Below are 20,524 nucleotides of genomic sequence, written 5' to 3'. Positions count from 1 at the left end.
GCGAAAAGAACACACAGAATGAAGCTAGATAAGTAGGTGACGGAAATGTACAAATTCGAATTTATTTCCGCAGACATTCAAGATAAAATCCACCAGGGCATCTACCCTGTAGGCCGGTTACTTCCGAGTGAAAATGACTTGGCCAAGACTTACGACGTATCGCGCGAAACTATTCGAAAAGCACAGAAAAGATTAGAAGATACCGGTTTTATCCAGAAGAAACAAGGTAAAGGGGCTATCGTCCTAGACTTTGCCCGATTTTCTTTTCCCATATCCGGTTTAACTTCCTACAAGGAATTGCAGGAATCCCAACACTTCCAAACTGCAACCCGAGTTTTGAGTAATAAACGTGTGCCGGCACCTGACTTTCTCGTGGGTGAAGACGGGGTTGAAGCGGGCGAACCCTTCATCCATTTGATTCGGGCTCGTGAAATGGCAGGTGAAACGGTCATTGTTGACCACGACTACCTCCGCGTATCCGTTATCCAAGACGAGGTGCCAGATGAAATTGCGGAAGTGTCCATTTATCAATACTTTGAACAAGAATTGGACTTACAAATATCCTTTGCCAATAAGGAAATTGTGGCCAAAAAGGCGGATGATATAGATCAAAAGCAAATGGCCATTGGCCCGGATGATTTTATCATCCAGGTCAACAGCCATGTATACTTAGAGGATGCCACCTTTTTTCAATATACCTCATCCCATCACCGGATCGACAAATTTAGATTTGCAGAATTTGCGCGCCGGACAGCCCAATAACCCGTGCGTTAATGTGCGATAGATAGGAAAAACACCCTCAACCAGCCTTGTTTGGCAAAGTTGAGGGTGTTTTTATTCAATAGCGAATGTTTAGATGATGCCAGTTTAGGCTATTGATTGCCATCGTCTCTACTTGAATGATGATGTACAGTATGCTCAGGTCTATTTGCCATTTTGCCACAGAGAACGCTCAAAAGTAGATAAAAGTATACATGTAATGGTCGTCGCAAAAAAGGAGCTGGAAAAATCCAACTCCTTTTCATTTACCCATTTTAAAGGGATGTTATGTACCCTATTTCGAAAGGAATGCAACTGTTTCATATGGTCCTAGCTCGAATGAGGCTGTCATTTTGCCTAAATCACCGTTCCCTAATAACTTGTCATAGTTACGGGTTAAATCAACACTTTCTGGTAGGTCAACTTGACTAGTGCCTGGATAGAAGTGTGAGAAGACATACAAGATTTGGTCGCCATAAGTCCGGTAGTAAGCTAATACTTCTGGATGGTCGGTCAGTAATTCGTGGTAAGCACCGTCTTGGATAATCGGCAGTTCATGGCGCAATTGAATTAATTTTTGATAGTACGGGAAGATTTTGCCTGATTCAAGTTCCTTCTTCACGTTGATATCTTTGTAGTTGTCAGCTACTTTCAACCATGGTGTACCAGTGGTAAACCCCGCGTTTTCTGAATCATCCCATTGCATTGGGGTCCGGCTATTATCGCGGGACTTAAATTTAATAATTTCCATCGCTTCTTCTTCAGAAACACCTTTATCTAATAAGATTTGGTAGTTGTTGAAGGTTTCGATGTCGTTGTAGTCGTTGATGTCGTCGAAATCTGGGTTGGTCATACCGATTTCTTCCCCTTCAAAGATGAAAGGCGTACCGCGCATCATGTGAATAGTTTGGGCAAGCATGGTGGTTGTTTCGTATGGATAGTTTTCGGTGTCACCGAAACGAGAGTTAGCGCGTGGTTGGTCATGGTTGTTCCAGAATAGGGCATTCCAACCGTTACCATCTGACATGCCTTCTTGCCATTCGTTTAAAATGTCTTTCAAAGATTGGAAGTCGAAATCAACTTTAGACCATTTCTCGCCATCTTTGTAGTCGACTTTTAAATGGTGGAAGGAGAAGATCATAGTTAATTTCTCTTCTGCAGGATTGGTGTAACGGACACCATCTTCAACTGTTGTAGACGACATTTCACCTACTGTGACAAAGCCTTCGATATCCCCAAAGGTAGATTGAGCCATTTCTCGAATCCAAGCGTGTGAATTTTCTGTATCCGTATATAAACGTTTTTCTTGGGTAGAACTTGGGCCACCAGTTGAGTCTTCTAGGACCTCGCTCTTACCAATCACGTTCATAACGTCAAAGCGGATGCCGGAAACCCCCTTGTCGATCCAGAAGCGGATAACATCGAATAGGGCTTCGCGCACTTTTGGATGATGCCAATTTAGGTCAGCCTGGGTCACGTCGAAGAGGTGCAGGTAGTAATTGCCAGTGTCGCCAAATGGTTCCCAAGCAGGGCCGCCGAATTTAGATTCCCAGTTTGTTGGCAAAGACCCGTCTTCTTGAGCGGGCCGAATGTAATAGAAGTCTTGATAGTATTCGTCGCCAGCTAGGGCTTTTTGGAACCACTCGTGTTCAGTAGAAGAGTGGTTTAAAGGCATATCCAGCATCAGGTCGATGCCACGTTTTTTTCCTTCACGGGCTAATTCTTCAAAATCATCCATAGTCCCAAAGCGTGGGTCGATGGCTGTGTAGTCTGAAATGTCGTAACCATTATCATTTTGTGGCGATGGATAGAAAGGGTTCATCCAAATCATGTCGATACCTAGTGTTTCTAGGTAGTCTAATTTTTCAATGATGCCTCTAAGATCACCAAAACCGTCCCCATCCGTGTCGTTAAAAGACTTTGGATAAATTTGATATATTACCTTTTTCCCTAAATCATTTGTCATTGTGTCTTCCTCCTTTTTTAGAAAAAAGCTCGCCCAGGGGCATCCAAGGCGAGCGTGAAACTTGAATCTATCTGGCTAATGCTAGAACTTGATGTTGAAATCGATTTTGTTGTTAGCTAGGAATCCAGTTTTCTTAAATACAATTGTCAGTGCGAATGGTACAACGATGGCGATGGCCATAGCTAGTAAGAACCAACCCCAGTATTGGAATTGAATCGCTAAGATACCAGGCAAACCACCAACACCGATAGCGTTCGCTGTAATGCCAACTGTTGTTGAAAGCAAACCAGCTAACCCTGAACCGATCATCGCTGCAATAAATGGGTATACATATTTAATGGTTACACCGAACATTGCTGGTTCAGTTACCCCTAAGTAAGCTGATACAGCTGATGGAATGGTAATTTGACTTTCTTTCTCGTCGTGACGAGTGGTCCACCAAATCGCCATAACGGCAGATGCTTGGGCAATATTTGATAGGGCAATCATTGGCCATAAACCAGTACCACCAAAGTCAGCCACTAACTGCGTATCGATCGCGTTTGTCATATGGTGTAAACCAGTAATTACAAGTGGAGAGTATAAGGCACCGAAGATTAAACCGAATAACCAAGAAACAGGTCCAGTTAAACCAGCGTACACAACACTAGAAATCCAAGTACCTACAGTCCAACCGATTGGGCCTAAAACTGTATGCGCCAAGATAATGGCAGGTACTAATGATAGGAATGGTACGAAAATCATTGAAATCATCTCTGGGATGTATTTACGCCAGAATTTTTCAAGCCAAGCAAGTGATAGACCTGCGAACATGGCCGGTAATACTTGGGCTTGGTAACCAATCATATCTAATTGGAAGAAACCGAAGTCCCATTGTGGTACTTCACCAGCTAAGATAGCGTCTGGCGCAGCATAAGCATTTAGTAATTGTGGTGAAACTAATGTGATACCTAATACGATACCAAGAATTTGTGTGGTCCCCATTTTACGTGTTACTGACCATGTAATCCCAACTGGTAAGAAGTGGAAAATGGCTTCACCCGGTAACCAAAGGAAACTGTTCACGCCGGCCCAGAATGTTGAAACATCAACAATTGTGTTGTATTGAGGTGAACCATCACCCATCGTTTGCGCAACACCATCAACAATTTTTTGCCCAAGGAACTCCATTGGCACCCCTTCAAGCACGTTACGGAAACCTAAAATAAGACCTCCGACGATAATTGCTGGAATAATTGGTGCAAATACTTCAGCCAAGAAGGTCATGGCTTTTTGAATCCAGTTTTGTTGTTGATCAGCTGCTGCAGCTTTCACCGCTTCTTTTGACGTACCAGAAACACCTGAAACCGCTTCAAAATCATTGTAAAAATCTGCCACCTTGTTTCCGATAATAACTTGGAATTGACCAGATTGGGTAAATGTCCCTTTAACAGAAGGGATGTCTTCAATAGCGTTAACATCTGCTTGTTTAGGATCATTTAATACAAACCGCATACGCGTCGCACAGTGGGTAACGGCGTTAATATTTTCCTTACCCCCAATATTATCCAGTAAGGCTTTAGCATCCTGTTTAAAATCACTCATTTTTCTTCCTCCTTTATAACAAAAAATGCCATATGATATCCAAATAATAATTGTAAACTTGTCTATACAAGTTATCTACAAAAACATTATATAATGATAACGGTTTCAAATCAAGTCAAATCACTCAATCAAAAATTTTTTTATAGGGCTATACTTAATAGGAAGAAAGTAGTTAAAAAGGCCGGAAAGCCCTAGCTATCAGTTGGTTACAAGCCTTTGTAGTGGTATGATTATGGCATGTTTTAGACCGAAAAGAGGTGTGGAATGTCAGAAGAAAAGGATACAAAATTCAATATACTTGACGGGAACCAAGATGTTTTTATGGAGGCAGCGATTGAAGAAGCGAAGAAGGCAGCGGCTATTGGTGAAGTACCAATTGGGGCAGTTGTCGTTTACCAGGGGGAAATCATCGGGCGTGGCCATAACTTACGTGAGACAAGCCAGGTTGCAACAACCCATGCGGAAATCCTCGCTATACAAGAAGCCAACCGTAATCGGGCATCGTGGCGGCTAGCAGAAGCAGACTTGTATGTGACGTTAGAACCTTGTCCCATGTGTTCAGGTGCCATGATACAAAGTCGTATCAAACGTGTCTATTTTGGCGCTTACGATCAAAAGGGTGGCACGGCAGGAACCTTGATGAATTTACTGGCTGATAGTCGGTTTAACCATCAAGTTGAAGTTATTGGTGGTGTCATGCATGAGGAATGTCAGGCACTATTACAAGACTTTTTCATTGAATTACGCAAGAAACGCAAAAATTCGAGTCGTAAACCAAAAGTAGAAAACCAAGTGAGATGTCAAGATACTAAATAGTAAGGCATTGTGAGCTATTTAGCGTTTACATTTAAAAAAAAGCGTTTTTTTGTTATAATTAACTTGTTATAACGGTTTTAGGGGGTGAATTGGGTGTCCAGCAAAACTTTAGCAAAAATTGTCGATACTGAGAAAGCAACACAAGCACTAAGTGATAAATATGCAAGCAAGCGAGAAAGTTTATTAGAAGACAAGAATCGCAAATTAAGCCAAATGGCGTCTGAAAAAGAGACAATCTTAAAAGATTATCAAGAAGCGCAGCGTGCCGAAAATGAGAAAGTTTTACAAGCGTACAAATCTGAAGAAAAAGCGAAGAACGATCAAGAGATTGCGGAAATTGAAAATCAATTCCAAAGCGCTTTGCCATCTTTAGTCTCACTTGTAATTGAGGAGGTGAAAAATAGCTATGGCAATCGCTAAGATGCAAAAAGTATCGATTGTAACGGCACCAACTAACAAAGACCAATTGTTATACACCTTACAAACGATGCAAAATATACAAGTTAGTGACCTTTCCATAAAGGTAACCGGCCAAGACTTTACCTTCAACAATAACTACCAAAGTGATCAAGATTACCAAGTCATTTATGAACGCGGACGCGAAGTATTACATTATCTAAGTCAATACCAACAAAAGGTATCTTTAAAAGATAAAATTACTGCTAAACGCCCACAAATGACGATGGATGAACTTCATGAAACTGTGGATGAAGCAGCAGCTTTACAATTGATTGAACAAGTCGAAGCCTTAAGACAAAAGCGTAACGACATTCAAGACCAACGCCAACGGATTGAAGATGAACAAACAACCATCGCTAAATGGCGGGCCTTAGATGTCGATCCGAAATCTCTACAAGAGTTAAAACTATTCGATGTTCGTCTAGGAACGATTCCAAATGACGAAAACCGGCACCACTGGCAACAATTAAAAGCCATAGATGATGTAGCCGTTGAAGAAGTGTTTGCTAACGAGAATGAAATTGGTATCGCAGTCGTTGCTTTACCAGGTCACCACGACAATTTGCAAGCAAGTCTTGCAGAAAATTATTTCTCTGAAGTGGCGTTCAATTACGGACAAACCCCAGAAGAGACCTTCCAAACATTGGAAAGTGAACGGAAACAACTCATCAAAGATGAAGAAGCCGTTGTGAAAGATATTAAAAGCATGCAAGGATCTAAAGTCACTATTCAATTAGCGGTAGAAGAATTTTTTAACCGTAGTCAACGTGCAAACGCAGCACAACTTTCATATGATAACCAACAGCTATCTTTATTCAGTGGCTGGGTTGAAGAAGCACAGGTTGAAAACTTACAATCGGTTTTAGAGGAAACCTTTGATCCACATTCAGTGGCAGTGATTCTAGAAGAAACCACTGAGCAAGAAGTAAAAGAAGATGAAGTGCCAATTAAATTGCACAACGCTTCGATTGTAGAACCATTTGAAATGATTACAGAAATGTATTCATTACCAAATTACCGGGAGAAAGACCCAACAAACTGGGTAGCCGGCTTCTACATGTTATTCTTCGCGATGATGATGGGTGATTTTGGTTACGGTCTATTGCTTTGGATTGGGACATTCTTTGCCTTGAAGGTTATGGATTTACGGAAGGGTACCAAACGCTTTGTAAAATTTGGACATATTCTATCCTACCCGACGATGTTAATTGGTCTAGCTTACGGATCCCTATTCGGTGAAGCTTTACCATTCGGTGTCATCAATCCAACTGAGGATGCCTTAACCTTGATGATTATTTCATTAGCGATTGGGTACATTCACATCTTTGTAGGTTTATGCTTAAATATCAGATTACAGCTTAGTCGTAAGGACTATGCCTCAGCCTATAATGACGGTATGGGTTGGTTAGCTCTATTAATAGCGCTAGCTATTGGTATTACTGGATTTATGACCGGTGTGGATATGTTGATTACAGTAGCCACTTGGTTAGCCATCGCTTCAGCAGCGGGTATTATCTTAGTACCCATGTTTACCAACGACAACAAAGCCGTTGGTGGTGTGATTGGTTTGTATAACTTATACGGCGTCTCTTCATATGTTGGGGATTTCGTTTCTTATACACGACTAATGGCTTTAGGTATTTCAGGTGGCGCAATCGCCATGTCCTTTAATATCTTGTTCAACATCTTGCCAGTGCCGGTTCGATTTTCAGCTGGTATCTTGATGATTATCGCTTTACAACTATTTAATATGTTCTTATCGTTACTATCTGCCTATGTTCATAGTATGCGTCTAGTATTCGTTGAGTTCTTTGGTAAGTTTTATGAAGGTGGCGGTCGTGCATTTAAACCGATCCGTACCTTACAAGAATTTGTTTCTCTTAAAGATGTAAAAGAAAATTAATAAAAAGACAACAAAATGGAGGTTTTTAAATAATGAATACATGGATTGAATTTTTTGTAGAAAATGGTGGCCAAATCTTTGCTATGGTCGGAATTGCGATTGCCGTAATATTCTCTGGTATGGGTTCTGCTCGTGGTGTTGGTGAAACCGGTGCGGCTGCAGCTGCTTTGGTTAAAGATCAACCTGAAAAATTTGCCCAAACATTAATCATGCAACTATTACCCGGTACACAAGGTTTGTATGGTTTCGTTATTGGGATCATGATTTACTTACAATTAGGTGCAGGATTAGACTTAACTCAAGGACTACAATACTTTGTAGCAGGTATCCCTATTGGTTTAGTAGGTTTAGTTTCAGCACGTTGGCAAGGGCATACTGCAACAGCAGGTATCCAAATTCTAGCCAAACGTCCTGAAAACGTATCTAACGCAATCATCTACTCTATCATGGTTGAAACTTACGCAATCTTAGCATTCGTTATTTCTCTATTATTAGTACTTTCTGTTGGTTAATCACTAATCAAGTAGAAAAACCAAAAGAAGGAGGAATAAGTCGAATGGCAGATATTCAAACTTTAGTCGACCAAGTGCTAGCCAATGCTGAAAAGGAAGAAAAAGAAGCATTAAAAGCATTTGAAGCTGAAATGAATGAAGAAATCAACAAAGCCAAAGCGCAAAACGATGCCCAAATTGTGGCTGAAAAGCAACACATCGAAAACGCTGAAGCAAAAAAATTACAAACACAAAAACAAAGCTTCTTAAACGTCTTACGTAATGATAAATTACAAGCCAAACAAGCCTTACTAGAAAAAGTCTATAACCAAGCTATTGTTGAATTACAACAATTATCAAGCGAAGAGTTTACAGGTTTTATCAAAGGCGCTTTAAACCAAGTAGCTGGTACTGAGAACCTTACGTTAACAGTAGGTGAATTCAGCCAACACCAATTCGACGCTGATCAAGTGAAAGCCTTAAACCCATCTATTCAGTTAGATGACACTTTCCTTCCTAAGCGTTCAGGTTTTATTTTAAGTAACGAAGAAGTGGACTATAACTTTACTTTTGAATCAATCATTGACCAAAAGAAAAAAGCACTAGCGCCAAAATTAGTGAAACAAGCATTCTAAGAAAGGGGAGTGATAGCAATGCCAAACGCTACATATGCACAACTGGATACAACCATTCGTGTAAAAGAAAGTAGTTTGCTAGCAAAAGAAGACTATGACGCACTTTTACGTGCCAACTCCCTTGAAGATGTATTTGCTGCCCTACGTAAAATGAACTACCATATCCCTGAAAATATCGGAGAAACACATGATTTCGAAGGGTTCCTAACCCGTGATTTACGTGAAATGTATGCTGGTTTATATGAAGAAACGCCTGTAGATGAAGTGGTAGACGTATTTGCCTTGCGTTACAGCTACCACAATTTAAAAGTGTTGTTCAAAGAATGGTATACAGAACGCGATTTCTCGCACATGTATATCAACATCGGCCGTTTTTCAATCGAAGCCTTAAGGACCCTAATGCAAACCGGTGAAGGTAACCAGTTCCCGGAAGTGATGAAAGTTGGGGTTCAACATGCACGTGATTACTACGAAGAATACCATGACCTAGACGGTATTTCGATCCTATTGGACCAGTCTTACCTAGGTCATTTAAGAGACATCGCCGACAAATCGGATGATCAAGATATGGCGAATACCCTATTGATGATGATTGATTTAGAAAACTTGTCTATGGTTGTTCGTGGTATGAAACAGGGTCGTTCTCGTGGGTTCTTAGAAGCAGTTTTATCTGATGATGGGACTTTTGAAGAGGTAGAATTAGTCGACTTAGCAACGAGTAAAGACTATAACCGCGTATTGGATAAATTTGCCAGCTTACCATTCGCTGGTAAAATCAATGACCGTATCAGCGCCAATGATCCAATTGATGTGGTGAAATTAGATAAGAAAATCAAGAAAATCGAGGCTGAAGAAATTCGTCAGGCAGCTTGGGTACCATTTGGCCCAATGCCTGTATTGGCTTACATTTACTTCAAAGAAAATGAAGTAGCCAATCTAAGACTTATTTTAAACGCCAAAGAATATGATCTAGACCAAAAAAGTGTTGAAGAAAGGATGCGACCTATTTATGGCTTATAAAATCGGTGTAGTCGGTGAAAAAGACGTCGTTGTTCCTTTCCAATTGATTGGTTTCGACGCCTATCCAGTGATTTCAAGCCAACAAGCCCGTGAAACAATCCGGAAAATGGCAGACGACCACTATGGTGTGATCTATTTGACCGAAACAATCGCACAGCAAATTCCAGACACCATTGCCTTTTACGACACACAAGTTACCCCAGCAATCATTCTGATTCCTTCACACAAAGGAAGCTTGGGTATCGGGCAGTCTCGTGTAAATGACAACGTTGAAAAAGCGGTTGGTCAAAATATCCTATAAGAATCAAAATACACAAATGAAAAATCATAGAAAACGATAAGAGGGAGGAACAGTCTTGAAAGACGGAAAAATCATTGAAGTTTCCGGTCCACTGATTAAAGCAAGTGGCATGGAAGAAGCAGCTGTTCGTGATATTTGTTTAGTAGGTGACCTACAATTAACAGGGGAGATCCTTGAAATGCACGGCGATGTTGCTTCAATTCAGGTATACGAGGAAACTTCTGGTCTTAAACCTGGCCAAGTAGTAAAAACAACTGGTCAACCATTATCAGTTGAACTTGGACCTGGTATGTTAACGAAAATGTTTGACGGTATCCAACGACCATTACAAGAGTTCATGGATTCAACCGAATCAAACTACTTAGAACGTGGTGTGCAAGTAGCGCCCCTAGACCGTTCAGCAGTGTGGCATTTTACCCCAACTGTTGAAGCAGGCACACAAGTTACAGGTGGTGACATTGTGGGTACTGTTCAAGAAGGTCCCGTAATTGAACACCGTATCATGGTGCCAGTTGGCGTTTCAGGTACAGTGAAATCAATTCAAGAAGGCGACTACACTTTAGAAGATAACGTGTATGTCTTAGACACTGAGCAAGGCGAGAAATCATTCACAATGATGCAAACATGGCCAGTTCGTCAAGGTCGTCCTTTTGCCGAAAAATACTCGCCAAATAAAATCATGACAACAGGTCAACGTGTTATCGATACATTCTTCCCAATTTCAAAAGGTGGGGCAGCAGCAGTTCCGGGGCCATTCGGTGCCGGTAAGACAGTTGTACAACACCAAATTGCAAAATATGCAGATGTTGATATCGTTGTTTACGTTGGTTGTGGTGAACGTGGTAATGAGATGACTGACGTAATTAACGAGTTCCCTGAATTGGTTGACCCAAAAACTGGTGAATCAATCATGGAGCGTACTGTGTTAATTGCCAACACTTCAAACATGCCGGTAGCAGCCCGTGAAGCTTCTGTTTATACAGGGATCACAATTGCTGAATACTTCCGTGACATGGGTTACTCAGTAGCGATTATGGCCGATTCAACATCTCGTTGGGCGGAAGCACTTCGTGAAATGTCTGGTCGTCTAGAAGAGATGCCTGGTGACGAAGGTTACCCAGCTTACTTAGGTTCTCGTATTGCAGAATACTATGAGCGTGCTGGTATCGTCCGTACTTTAGGTAGCGAAGGCCGTACAGGGTCAGTTACAGCAGTTGGTGCTGTGTCGCCTCCAGGTGGGGATACATCTGAGCCGGTTACACAAAATACCTTACGTGTTGTAAAAGTATTCTGGTCATTAGATGCCAACCTATCTCGTCAACGCCACTTCCCAGCCATTAACTGGTTAAGCTCATACTCATTGTATGATTCAGAAATCTACAAGGGTGTAGCGGCAGAATTAGGCGTTGAATGGGGCCAATGGGTACAGAAAGCCATGAATATCCTGACTGAAGAAGACAGCTTACAAGAAGTTGTGCAATTAGTTGGTATTGATGCCTTATCTGAAAAAGATAAAATGACCCTACTCATCGCAGCCATGATTCGTGAAGGTTACTTACAACAAAATGCCTTTGATGACGTAGATACAACGACTTCAGCGAAGAAACAAGAGAAAATGTTATTCAACATTTTAACCTTCGACCAAGAAGCGCGCCAAGCAATGGAAAAAGGTGCTTACTACCAAGAAATTGCTGACAACACAGTCGACTTACGCGAAAAAATCGTGCGTTCTAAATTTATCCCAGAAGATCAATTAGACCGCATTGACGCTATCAACAATGAAATTAAAGAAGCTATGACAGAAATCTTGAAAGGAGGTAGCTACGCATAATGTTAAAAGAGTATAAATCTATCTCCGACGTTTATGGTCCCCTAATGATTGTAGAAGACGTTGAAGGCATTAGTTTTGATGAGTTAGTAGAAGTACAGTTACAAACCGGTGAAAAACGTCTAGGACAAGTGCTTCAAGTAGAAGAAAGTCGCGCAGTCGTACAAATCTATGGTGGTGGTTCTGGTATTAACTTACAAGACACCAAAGTACGGTTTCAAGGACGACCACTTGAATTCGGCGTGTCTGAAGATATGATTGGGCGTGTATTCGATGGACTTGGTAACATCAACGACAACGGTCCAGAAATCATCGCTGACGAAAGCCGTGACATCAATGGTCAAGCCATTAACCCAATGGCTCGTGACTACCCGGATGAGTTTATTCAAACTGGTATCTCAACAATTGACCATTTGAACACCTTAGTTCGTGGCCAAAAATTACCTGTATTCTCTGGTTCAGGTTTACCGCATAAAGAGCTTGCTGCCCAAATCGCACGTCAAGCCACTGTACTAGGTGACGACGACCAATTCGCCGTTGTCTTTGCAGCAATGGGGGTTACCTTTGAAGAGGCTGAATACTTCATGGAATCATTCCGTGAAACAGGTGCTATTGACCGTTCAGTATTGTTCATCAACTTAGCGGATGACCCTTCAATTGAACGTTTAGCAACACCAAAAATTGCCTTAACAGCAGCAGAATACCTAGCTTACGAAAAAGACATGCAAGTATTGGTTATCATGACTGACATGACTAACTACTGTGAAGCCTTACGTGAAGTATCTGCAGCCCGCCGTGAAGTACCAGGACGTCGTGGTTACCCAGGTTACTTATATACCAACCTGTCTACACTATATGAACGTGCTGGCCGTATCAAAGGGTCTAAAGGTTCTGTAACGCAGATTCCAATCCTGTCTATGCCAGAGGATGACATTACCCATCCAATTCCTGACTTAACAGGTTATATTACAGAAGGGCAAATTATCTTAGACCGTGACCTTGATGCACGTGGTATTGAGCCACCAATCAACGTATTGCCATCACTTTCTCGTCTAAAAGATAAAGGTACCGGTGAAGGTAAAACACGTAAAGACCACGCTGCAACAATGAACCAACTATTTGCTGCTTATGCGAAAGGTAAACAAGCTAAAGAATTATCTCAAGTACTGGGTGAATCTGCCCTATCTGAAACAGATAAGAAATACGTAGAATTTACCACAGCATTTGAAGACAAATACGTTGACCAAGGTTTTGAGTACAACCGTACGATTGAAGAAACCTTAAACCTAGCTTGGGAATTACTAGCAATCTTGCCTCGTACAGAATTAACACGTATTAAAGATGATTTAATCGATACATATATGCCTTCAACTGAAGGAGAGTGATTTTAAATGGCAAATGCGCTAAATGTCAAACCAACACGGATGGAACTGAGCACATTAAAAGACCGTTTAAAAGTTGCTCAAAATGGTTATGACTTACTTAAAGATAAACAAGACGAATTAATGCGTCAGTTTATAGAACTAATCAAAGAAAATAACCGCCTGCGCAATGAGGTAGAAGACGAATTGTCTGGTGCCTTAGGTAACTTCGTATTGGCCTCATCATCAATGAATGACGCCTTTATGGAAGAAATCGTGGCCTTACCAACTCAACAAGTCAACTTAGAAATTGCCAAGAAGAATATCATGAGCGTTGACGTACCTAAGATGTCATTCTCATACGACGATGACGATCAAAAGAGCAACAACGAAGTGAAGTATGGTTACCTAAACACATCTAGTGAATTAGACGATGCTATTGAGGTCTTGAACGATGTCATGCCTAAGCTGTTAAAATTGAGCGAAATTGAAAAAACATGTCAATTAATGGCAACGGAAATTGAATCCACAAGACGTCGAGTAAATGCCTTAGAATACCGGATGATTCCAAACATCAAGGAAACCATCAAGTATATCCAAATGAAACTTGACGAAAACGAACGTGCATCCATCACGCGGATGATTAAAGTTAAGGACATGGGGTAAACACTAGGGTGCGAGAGTTGCGCAGACCTCGCCTCAGTTTTACCTATCACTAACATGTTGTTTTCAGAATTAGAGACCAAGCCAATATTGTTGGTTTGGTTTCTTTTCATATGTGGCCGTACTTTGGAAGAAGTTCTTTACAAAGTAGTAATAAAAATGCTATAATAAAGATTGCCGAAAGGCCTTGCGGCAAGGGTAGAGATGTGAACCGGGTCAGATGGGGAACCAAGCAGCCCTAAGCATTGTCTATCCTGTGCTGTAAGTTAGTATAAATTTAAACGGCTAAAAGCCAAAAGCCAAGTGTGTCCATTCACACTTGGCTTTTTTTATGGACAATTTTAGAAAATTTTTATGCCATACCAGAATGACGCAATAGCAATCAAAATTAAGATAATCGGCAAGATACGAATGATAAAGAAATCCATCCAGCTCGCAATTCGTCTATAAATAGTCGTTAGGTGGCTTTTAAAGAATAGGGATATTAACAATAAGCCGTACATAGGTAATACAAACAAGACAAAGGAATAAAAGACCAGTAGAAGCGTTGCTTGTAGATCAGTAATCGATACAGTTGCATAGTAGCTTAATAAGGCTAAATATGGCGCTATTGAGGAGATTTCAGCTAGACAAGAGGCGATACCAAGCATGAATATTGCACCAGCTGATAAGTACGTTTCTTCTGCTTGGGTAAAGGCTTCCTTTTGGACCTCTTCTTGGCTTGTTGCAGGTTGGTCTTTTATCAAGTGGGTATAACTTAAATAAGCGATAATCAAAAGACTGGCTGCCAACGCTAGGTAACGCCAGGTGTATGGATGATGGTGGTTGATCCAATTGAAGGATTGGAAAATCCAGTCAGAAAAACCAAAATAGAAGATTATCCCGATTAAAAAGTTTCCTAGTCCAATGGGGAAGATAAAGTACAAAATATGATAAGGTGATTTAATTTTAGATTGTAAAATGAATTGCTGGGTGAGTGCAAATGGATTAATGCCATCGATTAGGCCAGCAATCAAAGTCGTTGTGAACACTGCAAACATAAATTTCCTCCTAAAAAAACCAGACAGACATCCAAGTAGCACACCTTCAATTTGAAGGGCCTATGTGCACTAGAATATCTATCCGGCGATAGTCGTTTTATAAATATGTTTCTATCCTATCAAAATAGGCATAGGCGGGCAAGGGTAGTTTACTGTAGGTAGTTAAAGAGATTTCTTGGAATAGTTTCTTTAAAATGCAAGTTCATCTCCACAACGTTCCGGGTTTCACCATCACCACTCGGTTTTTTAAGTTGGGTAATCGTCGAAACATCAGGTGTCACTTCCCCCAAATAATAAAATTCGATGCCTTCATCATCATCCTTTTTAATGAACATATGAATTTGCCAGTCGTCCGCATCCTGTAATATTTTCACCTCAGGAGAAGCTAGTGTCCTTGGCGCTTTCGTGAACCAAGTCATCGTCCGTGGGTCTAACAAGGCATCTTCATAAGCGACTTGGGCACCAGTAAAGTCGTCGCCTTTATCCAGTGTCACAAAAATTGTAAAAATTTTCCGTTTCTTATCCTGAGTATAGCCCCCGATATTCTGGTCCACCAATTGAGTTTCCCATTTGAGCAGACGTAGGGCGTCACGACGGCCGTATTTTCGGTACAAGGTTAAGTCTGCCGAATTGTCATAACCGTCATTTAATAAGGTAGCCGTAGTGATTAGGTCATTTAAATGATGCAAAAAGGTCGAATCATTCTTTGCTGACTGGAAGCCAGGACTTAAGCTGATCCCCTCGTCTACAATGGTCACGACTTGCCCAGGTTGGTAAGTTTTCTTTGAACTACCGGCATAATAATCGGTGGACAAGGTTCGCACCACTGACTGCACAGTAATTGGGTCATGTTTTAAGTCATGTTTGGCCAAAATGGTTTGAATCTTGGCCAAGCTTAATGTATCTACACCTTCTTTAGCGAGCTCACTCAATAAGACAAGTTCATGCGCTCGTTTGCCAGGTAAAACTTCCCGCGATAAAAACTTCAAGATATCATTAGCAGTTTTAGAAAGAGTATTGTCACTTTCCTTGATGCTGGCCAAGAAAGCGGGGTAATTGTCCTTTTTGTTGGCTAGTAGATAAGGGTCGAAACTATTGGTTGTTTCAAAATCAATCAACATTGGCACGCGACCTAGTTCATTTTTCAAGCCAAGGTAGGCTTCTTTCAATTCTTTCATGGAGTCTAGTTTCACAGTATTTATAGAATCAAAAATCCGCTCTTTAGCGATGCTCTCGAAATTGATATTGGATAAACCGGAAATAAAGTTGGTGTTGACGGTCGTCTTCCGCATGGCATCCTTACTGCGGTTTGAATTACCAGACAGGGCTACGGGAATCAAGTAGTTGTTCTTGTAGTTGCCGATAAAGTCGATGATATTCACGAATTCCTTATCATCATGCTTACGAAGCCCACGCCCCATTTGTTGGATGAAAATGATGCTGGATTGGGTGTTACGCAACATGACCACTTGGTTGATTTCTGGAATATCAATCCCTTCATTAAAGATATCCACTGTAAAAATATAGTCTAAGAGACCTGAAGTTAACCGATTCACCTGCTTGGTTCGCATTTCTTGGCTATCGCTACCAGATAGGGCGACAGTTTTATAACCACGGGCATTGAATTTGTCGGATAGGGACTTGGCTTCCTCGTTACGGCTACAGAAGACCAGGCCTTTAACCTTGTCTTTATCTAAACCATAGTAGGTCAACTTGTTCATGATATAATCAACCCGTTCATCTAGGATTAGGTTCTTCAATTGGGTGGTTTCAGAAATCAATTCGCCGTCTTTTTCGAAGTCGGTCACCCCAAAGTAATGGAAGGGGGCTAGTAAGTCAGCTTCAAGAGCATCTTGCAGACGGATTTCATAGGCAATATTGTAGTCAAAGAGTTCATATAAATTATAGCCATCTGTACGCTCAGGTGTAGCCGTTAAACCAAGTAGGAATTTAGGTTTAAAGTAGTCAAAAATCCGTTGGTAAGACGCAGATCCGGCCCGGTGAACTTCATCTACTAAGATATAATCGAATTCTTCTGGGTCAAATTGGTGTAAATGTTGGTCGCGGGTAATGGTCTGTTGGGTGGCGAAAATATACTTAGCTTGCCTATCCTTTTTGTTACCTGTATAAAAACCAAATAAATCATCTGATTCTGCATGCATCACTTTTTTAAAAGAGACCATTGCGGAATGTAAGATTTGTTCCCTGTGGACGATAAAAAGGACTTTTTCGGGTTTGGTTTCCAAAACATCAAAAGCCGCTAGGTAGGTTTTACCAGTCCCGGTAGCCGCGATTACTAAGCCACGGTCGGCGCCATTTTGACGTAATTCAATAAGACTATCTAAGGCTGGCTGTTGCATCTTATTAGGCACGATAAAGTGCTTGGCTGGATCCAGTAAGATACTAGTATCACGGTATTTAGGCGGTTGGAAGGAAGTGGCATAAGCTTGAATCCAGTCTTCAGTTAAAGGCTGCGCACTCGCCCATTCCTTGTCTAAATGGGCCTGCATTTGATGGATAATGGCCCCGTGGTGGTAGGTAGTCAGTTTAACGTTCCACTCGTAATTAGTTTTCAAGGCATGGTTGGTTAAGTTTGACGACCCAATAATAAAGGAAGCGTGGTCCTTGTGTTCAAATAAGTACCCTTTAGCGTGAAAAGCTTCTTTGTCAGAAATGCGGACTTCCAAATTAGGCACTTTCAGCAAGGCCTTGAAAATATCTGGTGAGTTAAAGTCCAAATAGTTCGAGGTAATTAACCGACCTTTTATCCCTCGTTGGTGTAAATCAAAGAGGTGGGTTTTCAGCGTATTGAGACCACTCTCTGTCACAAATGCCACAGAAAATGTAAAAGTTTCGCTGGTAGCCAATTCCTCCTGCAAGGTATTTAATAGGAAGATATTCTCATCAGGCTGATTAATAATCAACTCAGGGTCATACTGGGCATGCCCCAACTGCCGTTGATCAATAAAAGCATGCCGCAAAGATTGCGCTAATAAATCCATATATACCTCCAAAACATCCTAAAATTCTGTCTACAATTCAACCTATAGCGTAATTTGTGATAACTTATCTACAGCAGGCAGGTCCGCTGGCGCCCAGTCTAAAGACTTCAATTCGCTAGGCTTCAACCACTTGATGGCCTTATGTTCCGTCAAAAAGGGCTCACCTTGCTCAAGCTGGCAGATAATTGTTGTGAGGTGAACGCGTCCGAAATCGTATTCGTAGGCTGATGAATCAAAGATCTCTGGGGATACTTGAACCTGAATCTTCAACTCCTCTTCTAATTCACGTTTAAGGGCTACTTGCGCAGTTTCGCCAGCTTCAATCTTCCCTCCAGGAAACTCCCATAAGTAGGCTAAAGACTTCTCGCCCCCGCGTTGGGCACATAAAATTCGCTGGTCTTTAATCAAAATGGCCCCAACAACATAGATATCCTTCATTCATATCACCTTTCAATTGTTTTTTTATAATCATTAAAATCGGGTTCGACAAACCATAGATGACTGCGTTTCAGTTTAGGTTGAGCTGGCATTGTCAGCCACTACCCTAAACTTCCAACGTTCATCAATTAACGGGTTGTCTCGTACCTAGAATATATAGATCATTTTACCGGACCCTCATCGAATAAGAAAGATCATAAACTCCTTTACTTATCAATTGCCCGCAAATGGTTTATCATGATAGGGACGAATACACATACAAAAAGGAGTGGATTGGATGAAAGCATGGATACTCAATCAAGCAGGTGGCCCAGAGAATTTTGAACTGCAAGAAATCGACAGGCCGACAGCACAAGCGGGTGAGGCCCTAGTCAAGGTCAAGGCAATTGGGCTTAACCGCCATGATGTCATGTCTAGGCACAGTTTGAAGCCGGATGCTAGCCTTGAAGACCGGGTGATTGGGATTGAGATTGCTGGTGAAGTGGTAGATATTCATCCAGACGGCGTGGAACCTAGTCATGTTGCTATTGGCGACCATGTAGCGGGGATTATTACCCACGGCGCATATGCTGAGTACGCCCGTATTCCCCTAAGTCGTGCCATGGTTTTCCCTAAAGACACACCTTTTACAACCGCTGCCGCCATTCCAGAAGCCTTCATGACTGCCTACCAAACCATGTATTGGATTGGCGACTTGAAGCAGGGTGAACGGATTCTTGTCCATGCAGCGGGTTCTGGTGTCGGAACAGCAGCTATCCAATTGGCCAACCACCTATCCAAGGCAGAAATTTTTGCCACCGCCGGCCGTCAAGATAAACTGGACTTAGCCCAAAAATTAGGTGCGCAAACCATCATCAATTATAAGGAAGAAAATTTCGCCGACGTGATTTCTGAAGCAACTGACAAGAAGGGTGTCGATGTCATTCTAGATTTCATTGGGGCGTCCTATGCTAATAAAAATGCGTCCGCTATTGGTCAAGACGGCCGCTGGGTTTTAATCGGTGTTCTTGGGGGCATACAGGTCCCAGACTTTGATATGGGGCAATTGTTCTTTAAGCGGGTGAAACTCCAAGGCACCCTGTTGTCACCGAGGTCAGACGACTACAAGGCTCGCCTAGTAGCTGACGTCAATAAAGAGGTCGTGCCTTTAATTGCAGACGGTACTGTTCAACCAGTGATTGACACGGTCATGGCTTTTGACCGCTTGCCGGAGGCCCATGAATATATGGAAGCCAACAAAAACTTAGGTAAAATCATTATCAAGTTAGAAGACTAAAGCTTCGTGATTTTATTGAGTGAAGTGATTTAGGGTGTTTGCCAGCAATTGGGGCAAATGCCCTTTTTCATTAAAAATAAATGAGACAACAGATTGCTTTATTTGTCAGTTTTGATACAATGGGATTAATATTTATCATGATTTTTTAATGAATTAAAAGGAGCTGACAGGTATGGAAGAGTCGAAGATGCAGGAGATTGCACAGTATTTGTATGATGCGGAGAAGAATAAGACGGCGATTGATAATGTGACGGAGGTGTTTAATGTTTCCTTCGATGAGCAAGAGGCTTATGATATCCAAGATTTGGTCGTAGCTTTGAAGAAAGAAACAGACGGGAAGACGGCAGCTTACAAGATTGGTTTGACGTCACCGGCTAAGATTAAACAGTTGAATATTGATCAGCCGGTTTATGCTCACATCTTTGAGTATATGATTTCTTATGACGGGGAACCTTTGTCGATGGAACGGTTTATCCACCCCCGTATTGAGCCGGAAGTGACTATTGTCTTGAAGGAGGATATCTACCAAGAGAATGTAACTTTTGAAGAGGTCATGGACAAGATTGACTATGTCTATTCTTCTGTTGAAATAGTAGACTCTCGCTATCACGGTTTCCGCTTCTCCTTGGAAGATGTGGTTGCTGACAACACTTCTTGTCAGGGGGCAGTTTATTCAAATACCCACTTCAGCTTAGACCAAGTGGATATCTTGAACGAAAAAGCTGTTGTTTATATCAATGGTGAGAAGATTGATGAAGGGATTGGGAAGGATGTAGCCAACCATCCAGCCAATGCGGTGGTCTTCCTAGCCAACGCCTTGTATAAACGTGGCGTGACTTTAGAGGCCGGCGTGCCAATTATGACCGGTGGCATGACCAAGGCTAACAAGATTGAAATTGGGGACAAGGTCGAAGTGAAATTCGATACCATGGACGACATTTCTTTTGAAGTAGTCGAATAAGTAGACTAAAGGCCAGCTAAT

The 20,524-nt window shown here is 41.6% G+C and carries 18 protein-coding genes and 1 other RNA gene; 14 read left to right on the top strand and 5 right to left on the bottom strand.

The window, feature by feature from the left end:
• Positions 1-45 precede the first annotated feature (45 nt).
• Positions 46-762, top strand: coding sequence for a trehalose operon repressor (treR, locus tag ACFW0C_RS02175; protein WP_378104968.1), 717 nt, complete (start codon positions 46-48; stop codon positions 760-762).
• 292 nt (positions 763-1,054) lie between these two features.
• Here the strand turns inward: treR and treC are convergent, their stop codons facing one another.
• The gene (gene treC / locus ACFW0C_RS02170) at positions 1,055-2,725 is read right to left on the bottom strand and encodes an alpha,alpha-phosphotrehalase (RefSeq protein ID WP_378104966.1); all 1,671 of its coding nucleotides are present in this window, start codon (positions 2,723-2,725) and stop codon (positions 1,055-1,057) included.
• Between the two features lie 81 nt (positions 2,726-2,806).
• A complete protein-coding gene (gene treP / locus ACFW0C_RS02165) occupies positions 2,807-4,309 on the bottom strand; it encodes a PTS system trehalose-specific EIIBC component (RefSeq protein ID WP_378104964.1) in 1,503 nt (500 codons plus the stop codon).
• A gap of 264 nt (positions 4,310-4,573) precedes the next feature.
• Here treP and tadA point away from each other — a divergent pair, with 264 nt between their 5' ends.
• The 11 genes from tadA to ffs all read left to right on the top strand — a co-directional run bounded on the left by tadA (position 4,574) and on the right by ffs (position 14,065).
• On the top strand, positions 4,574-5,125 hold the full coding sequence (gene tadA, locus ACFW0C_RS02160; RefSeq protein ID WP_378104962.1) for a tRNA adenosine(34) deaminase TadA: 552 nt from the start codon (positions 4,574-4,576) through the stop codon (positions 5,123-5,125).
• A 93-nt stretch (positions 5,126-5,218) separates the two neighbouring features.
• Entirely contained in the window at positions 5,219-5,545 is a 327-nt protein-coding gene (locus tag ACFW0C_RS02155) for a hypothetical protein (protein ID WP_378104960.1), read from the top strand.
• A complete protein-coding gene (locus tag ACFW0C_RS02150; RefSeq protein ID WP_378104958.1) occupies positions 5,532-7,487 on the top strand; it encodes a V-type ATP synthase subunit I in 1,956 nt (651 codons plus the stop codon). Before ACFW0C_RS02155 ends, ACFW0C_RS02150 begins: the two co-directional genes overlap by 14 nt.
• 32 nt (positions 7,488-7,519) lie before the next feature.
• Entirely contained in the window at positions 7,520-7,999 is a 480-nt protein-coding gene (locus ACFW0C_RS02145) for a V-type ATP synthase subunit K (protein ID WP_269104883.1), read from the top strand.
• A gap of 44 nt (positions 8,000-8,043) precedes the next feature.
• Positions 8,044-8,613 carry a hypothetical protein gene (locus ACFW0C_RS02140; protein WP_290491367.1) on the top strand — a complete coding sequence of 190 codons (570 nt, stop codon included), beginning with the start codon at positions 8,044-8,046 and terminating at the stop codon, positions 8,611-8,613.
• A gap of 18 nt (positions 8,614-8,631) precedes the next feature.
• A complete protein-coding gene (locus tag ACFW0C_RS02135) occupies positions 8,632-9,633 on the top strand; it encodes a V-type ATPase subunit (RefSeq protein ID WP_290491368.1) in 1,002 nt (333 codons plus the stop codon).
• A complete protein-coding gene (locus ACFW0C_RS02130; RefSeq protein WP_326132729.1) occupies positions 9,623-9,934 on the top strand; it encodes a V-type ATP synthase subunit F in 312 nt (103 codons plus the stop codon). The genes ACFW0C_RS02135 and ACFW0C_RS02130 overlap by 11 nt, the downstream gene beginning before the upstream one ends.
• A gap of 55 nt (positions 9,935-9,989) precedes the next feature.
• A complete protein-coding gene (locus tag ACFW0C_RS02125) occupies positions 9,990-11,765 on the top strand; it encodes a V-type ATP synthase subunit A (protein ID WP_378104953.1) in 1,776 nt (591 codons plus the stop codon).
• The gene (locus ACFW0C_RS02120) at positions 11,765-13,147 is read left to right on the top strand and encodes a V-type ATP synthase subunit B (protein WP_338191158.1); all 1,383 of its coding nucleotides are present in this window, start codon (positions 11,765-11,767) and stop codon (positions 13,145-13,147) included. The genes ACFW0C_RS02125 and ACFW0C_RS02120 overlap by 1 nt, the downstream gene beginning before the upstream one ends.
• Before the next feature lie 6 nt (positions 13,148-13,153).
• On the top strand, positions 13,154-13,789 hold the full coding sequence (locus ACFW0C_RS02115; protein ID WP_378104950.1) for a V-type ATP synthase subunit D: 636 nt from the start codon (positions 13,154-13,156) through the stop codon (positions 13,787-13,789).
• 176 nt (positions 13,790-13,965) lie between these two features.
• Positions 13,966-14,065: signal recognition particle sRNA small type (ffs, locus tag ACFW0C_RS02110), an RNA gene on the top strand.
• Positions 14,066-14,127: 62 nt separating this feature from the next.
• Here the strand turns inward: ffs and ACFW0C_RS02105 are convergent.
• From ACFW0C_RS02105 to ACFW0C_RS02095, 3 genes are all read right to left on the bottom strand, one after another.
• Positions 14,128-14,826 (bottom strand): GAP family protein, encoded by a 699-nt coding sequence (locus tag ACFW0C_RS02105; protein WP_378104949.1) that lies wholly within the window; start codon positions 14,824-14,826, stop codon positions 14,128-14,130.
• A 149-nt stretch (positions 14,827-14,975) separates the two neighbouring features.
• Positions 14,976-17,828: a DUF3427 domain-containing protein gene (locus ACFW0C_RS02100; RefSeq protein WP_378104946.1), complete on the bottom strand. Its 2,853-nt coding sequence runs from the start codon at positions 17,826-17,828 to the stop codon at positions 14,976-14,978.
• A 42-nt stretch (positions 17,829-17,870) separates the two neighbouring features.
• Positions 17,871-18,266 (bottom strand): (deoxy)nucleoside triphosphate pyrophosphohydrolase, encoded by a 396-nt coding sequence (locus ACFW0C_RS02095; RefSeq protein WP_378104944.1) that lies wholly within the window; start codon positions 18,264-18,266, stop codon positions 17,871-17,873.
• 277 nt (positions 18,267-18,543) lie between these two features.
• Between ACFW0C_RS02095 and ACFW0C_RS02090 the strand changes: the two genes are divergently transcribed.
• On the top strand, positions 18,544-19,542 hold the full coding sequence (locus tag ACFW0C_RS02090) for an NAD(P)H-quinone oxidoreductase (RefSeq protein WP_378104943.1): 999 nt from the start codon (positions 18,544-18,546) through the stop codon (positions 19,540-19,542).
• A 172-nt stretch (positions 19,543-19,714) separates the two neighbouring features.
• Positions 19,715-20,503, top strand: coding sequence for a 2-keto-4-pentenoate hydratase (locus ACFW0C_RS02085; protein WP_378104942.1), 789 nt, complete (start codon positions 19,715-19,717; stop codon positions 20,501-20,503).
• Positions 20,504-20,524: the final 21 nt, after the last annotated feature.

Origin of the sequence: Aerococcus sp. NPDC058936 (assembly GCF_042741995.1) — a bacterium.
GTDB lineage: Bacteria > Bacillota > Bacilli > Lactobacillales > Aerococcaceae > Aerococcus.
Note: the sequence above shows the minus strand (reverse complement) of the source record. Positions and strands in the feature narration are given on the sequence as shown.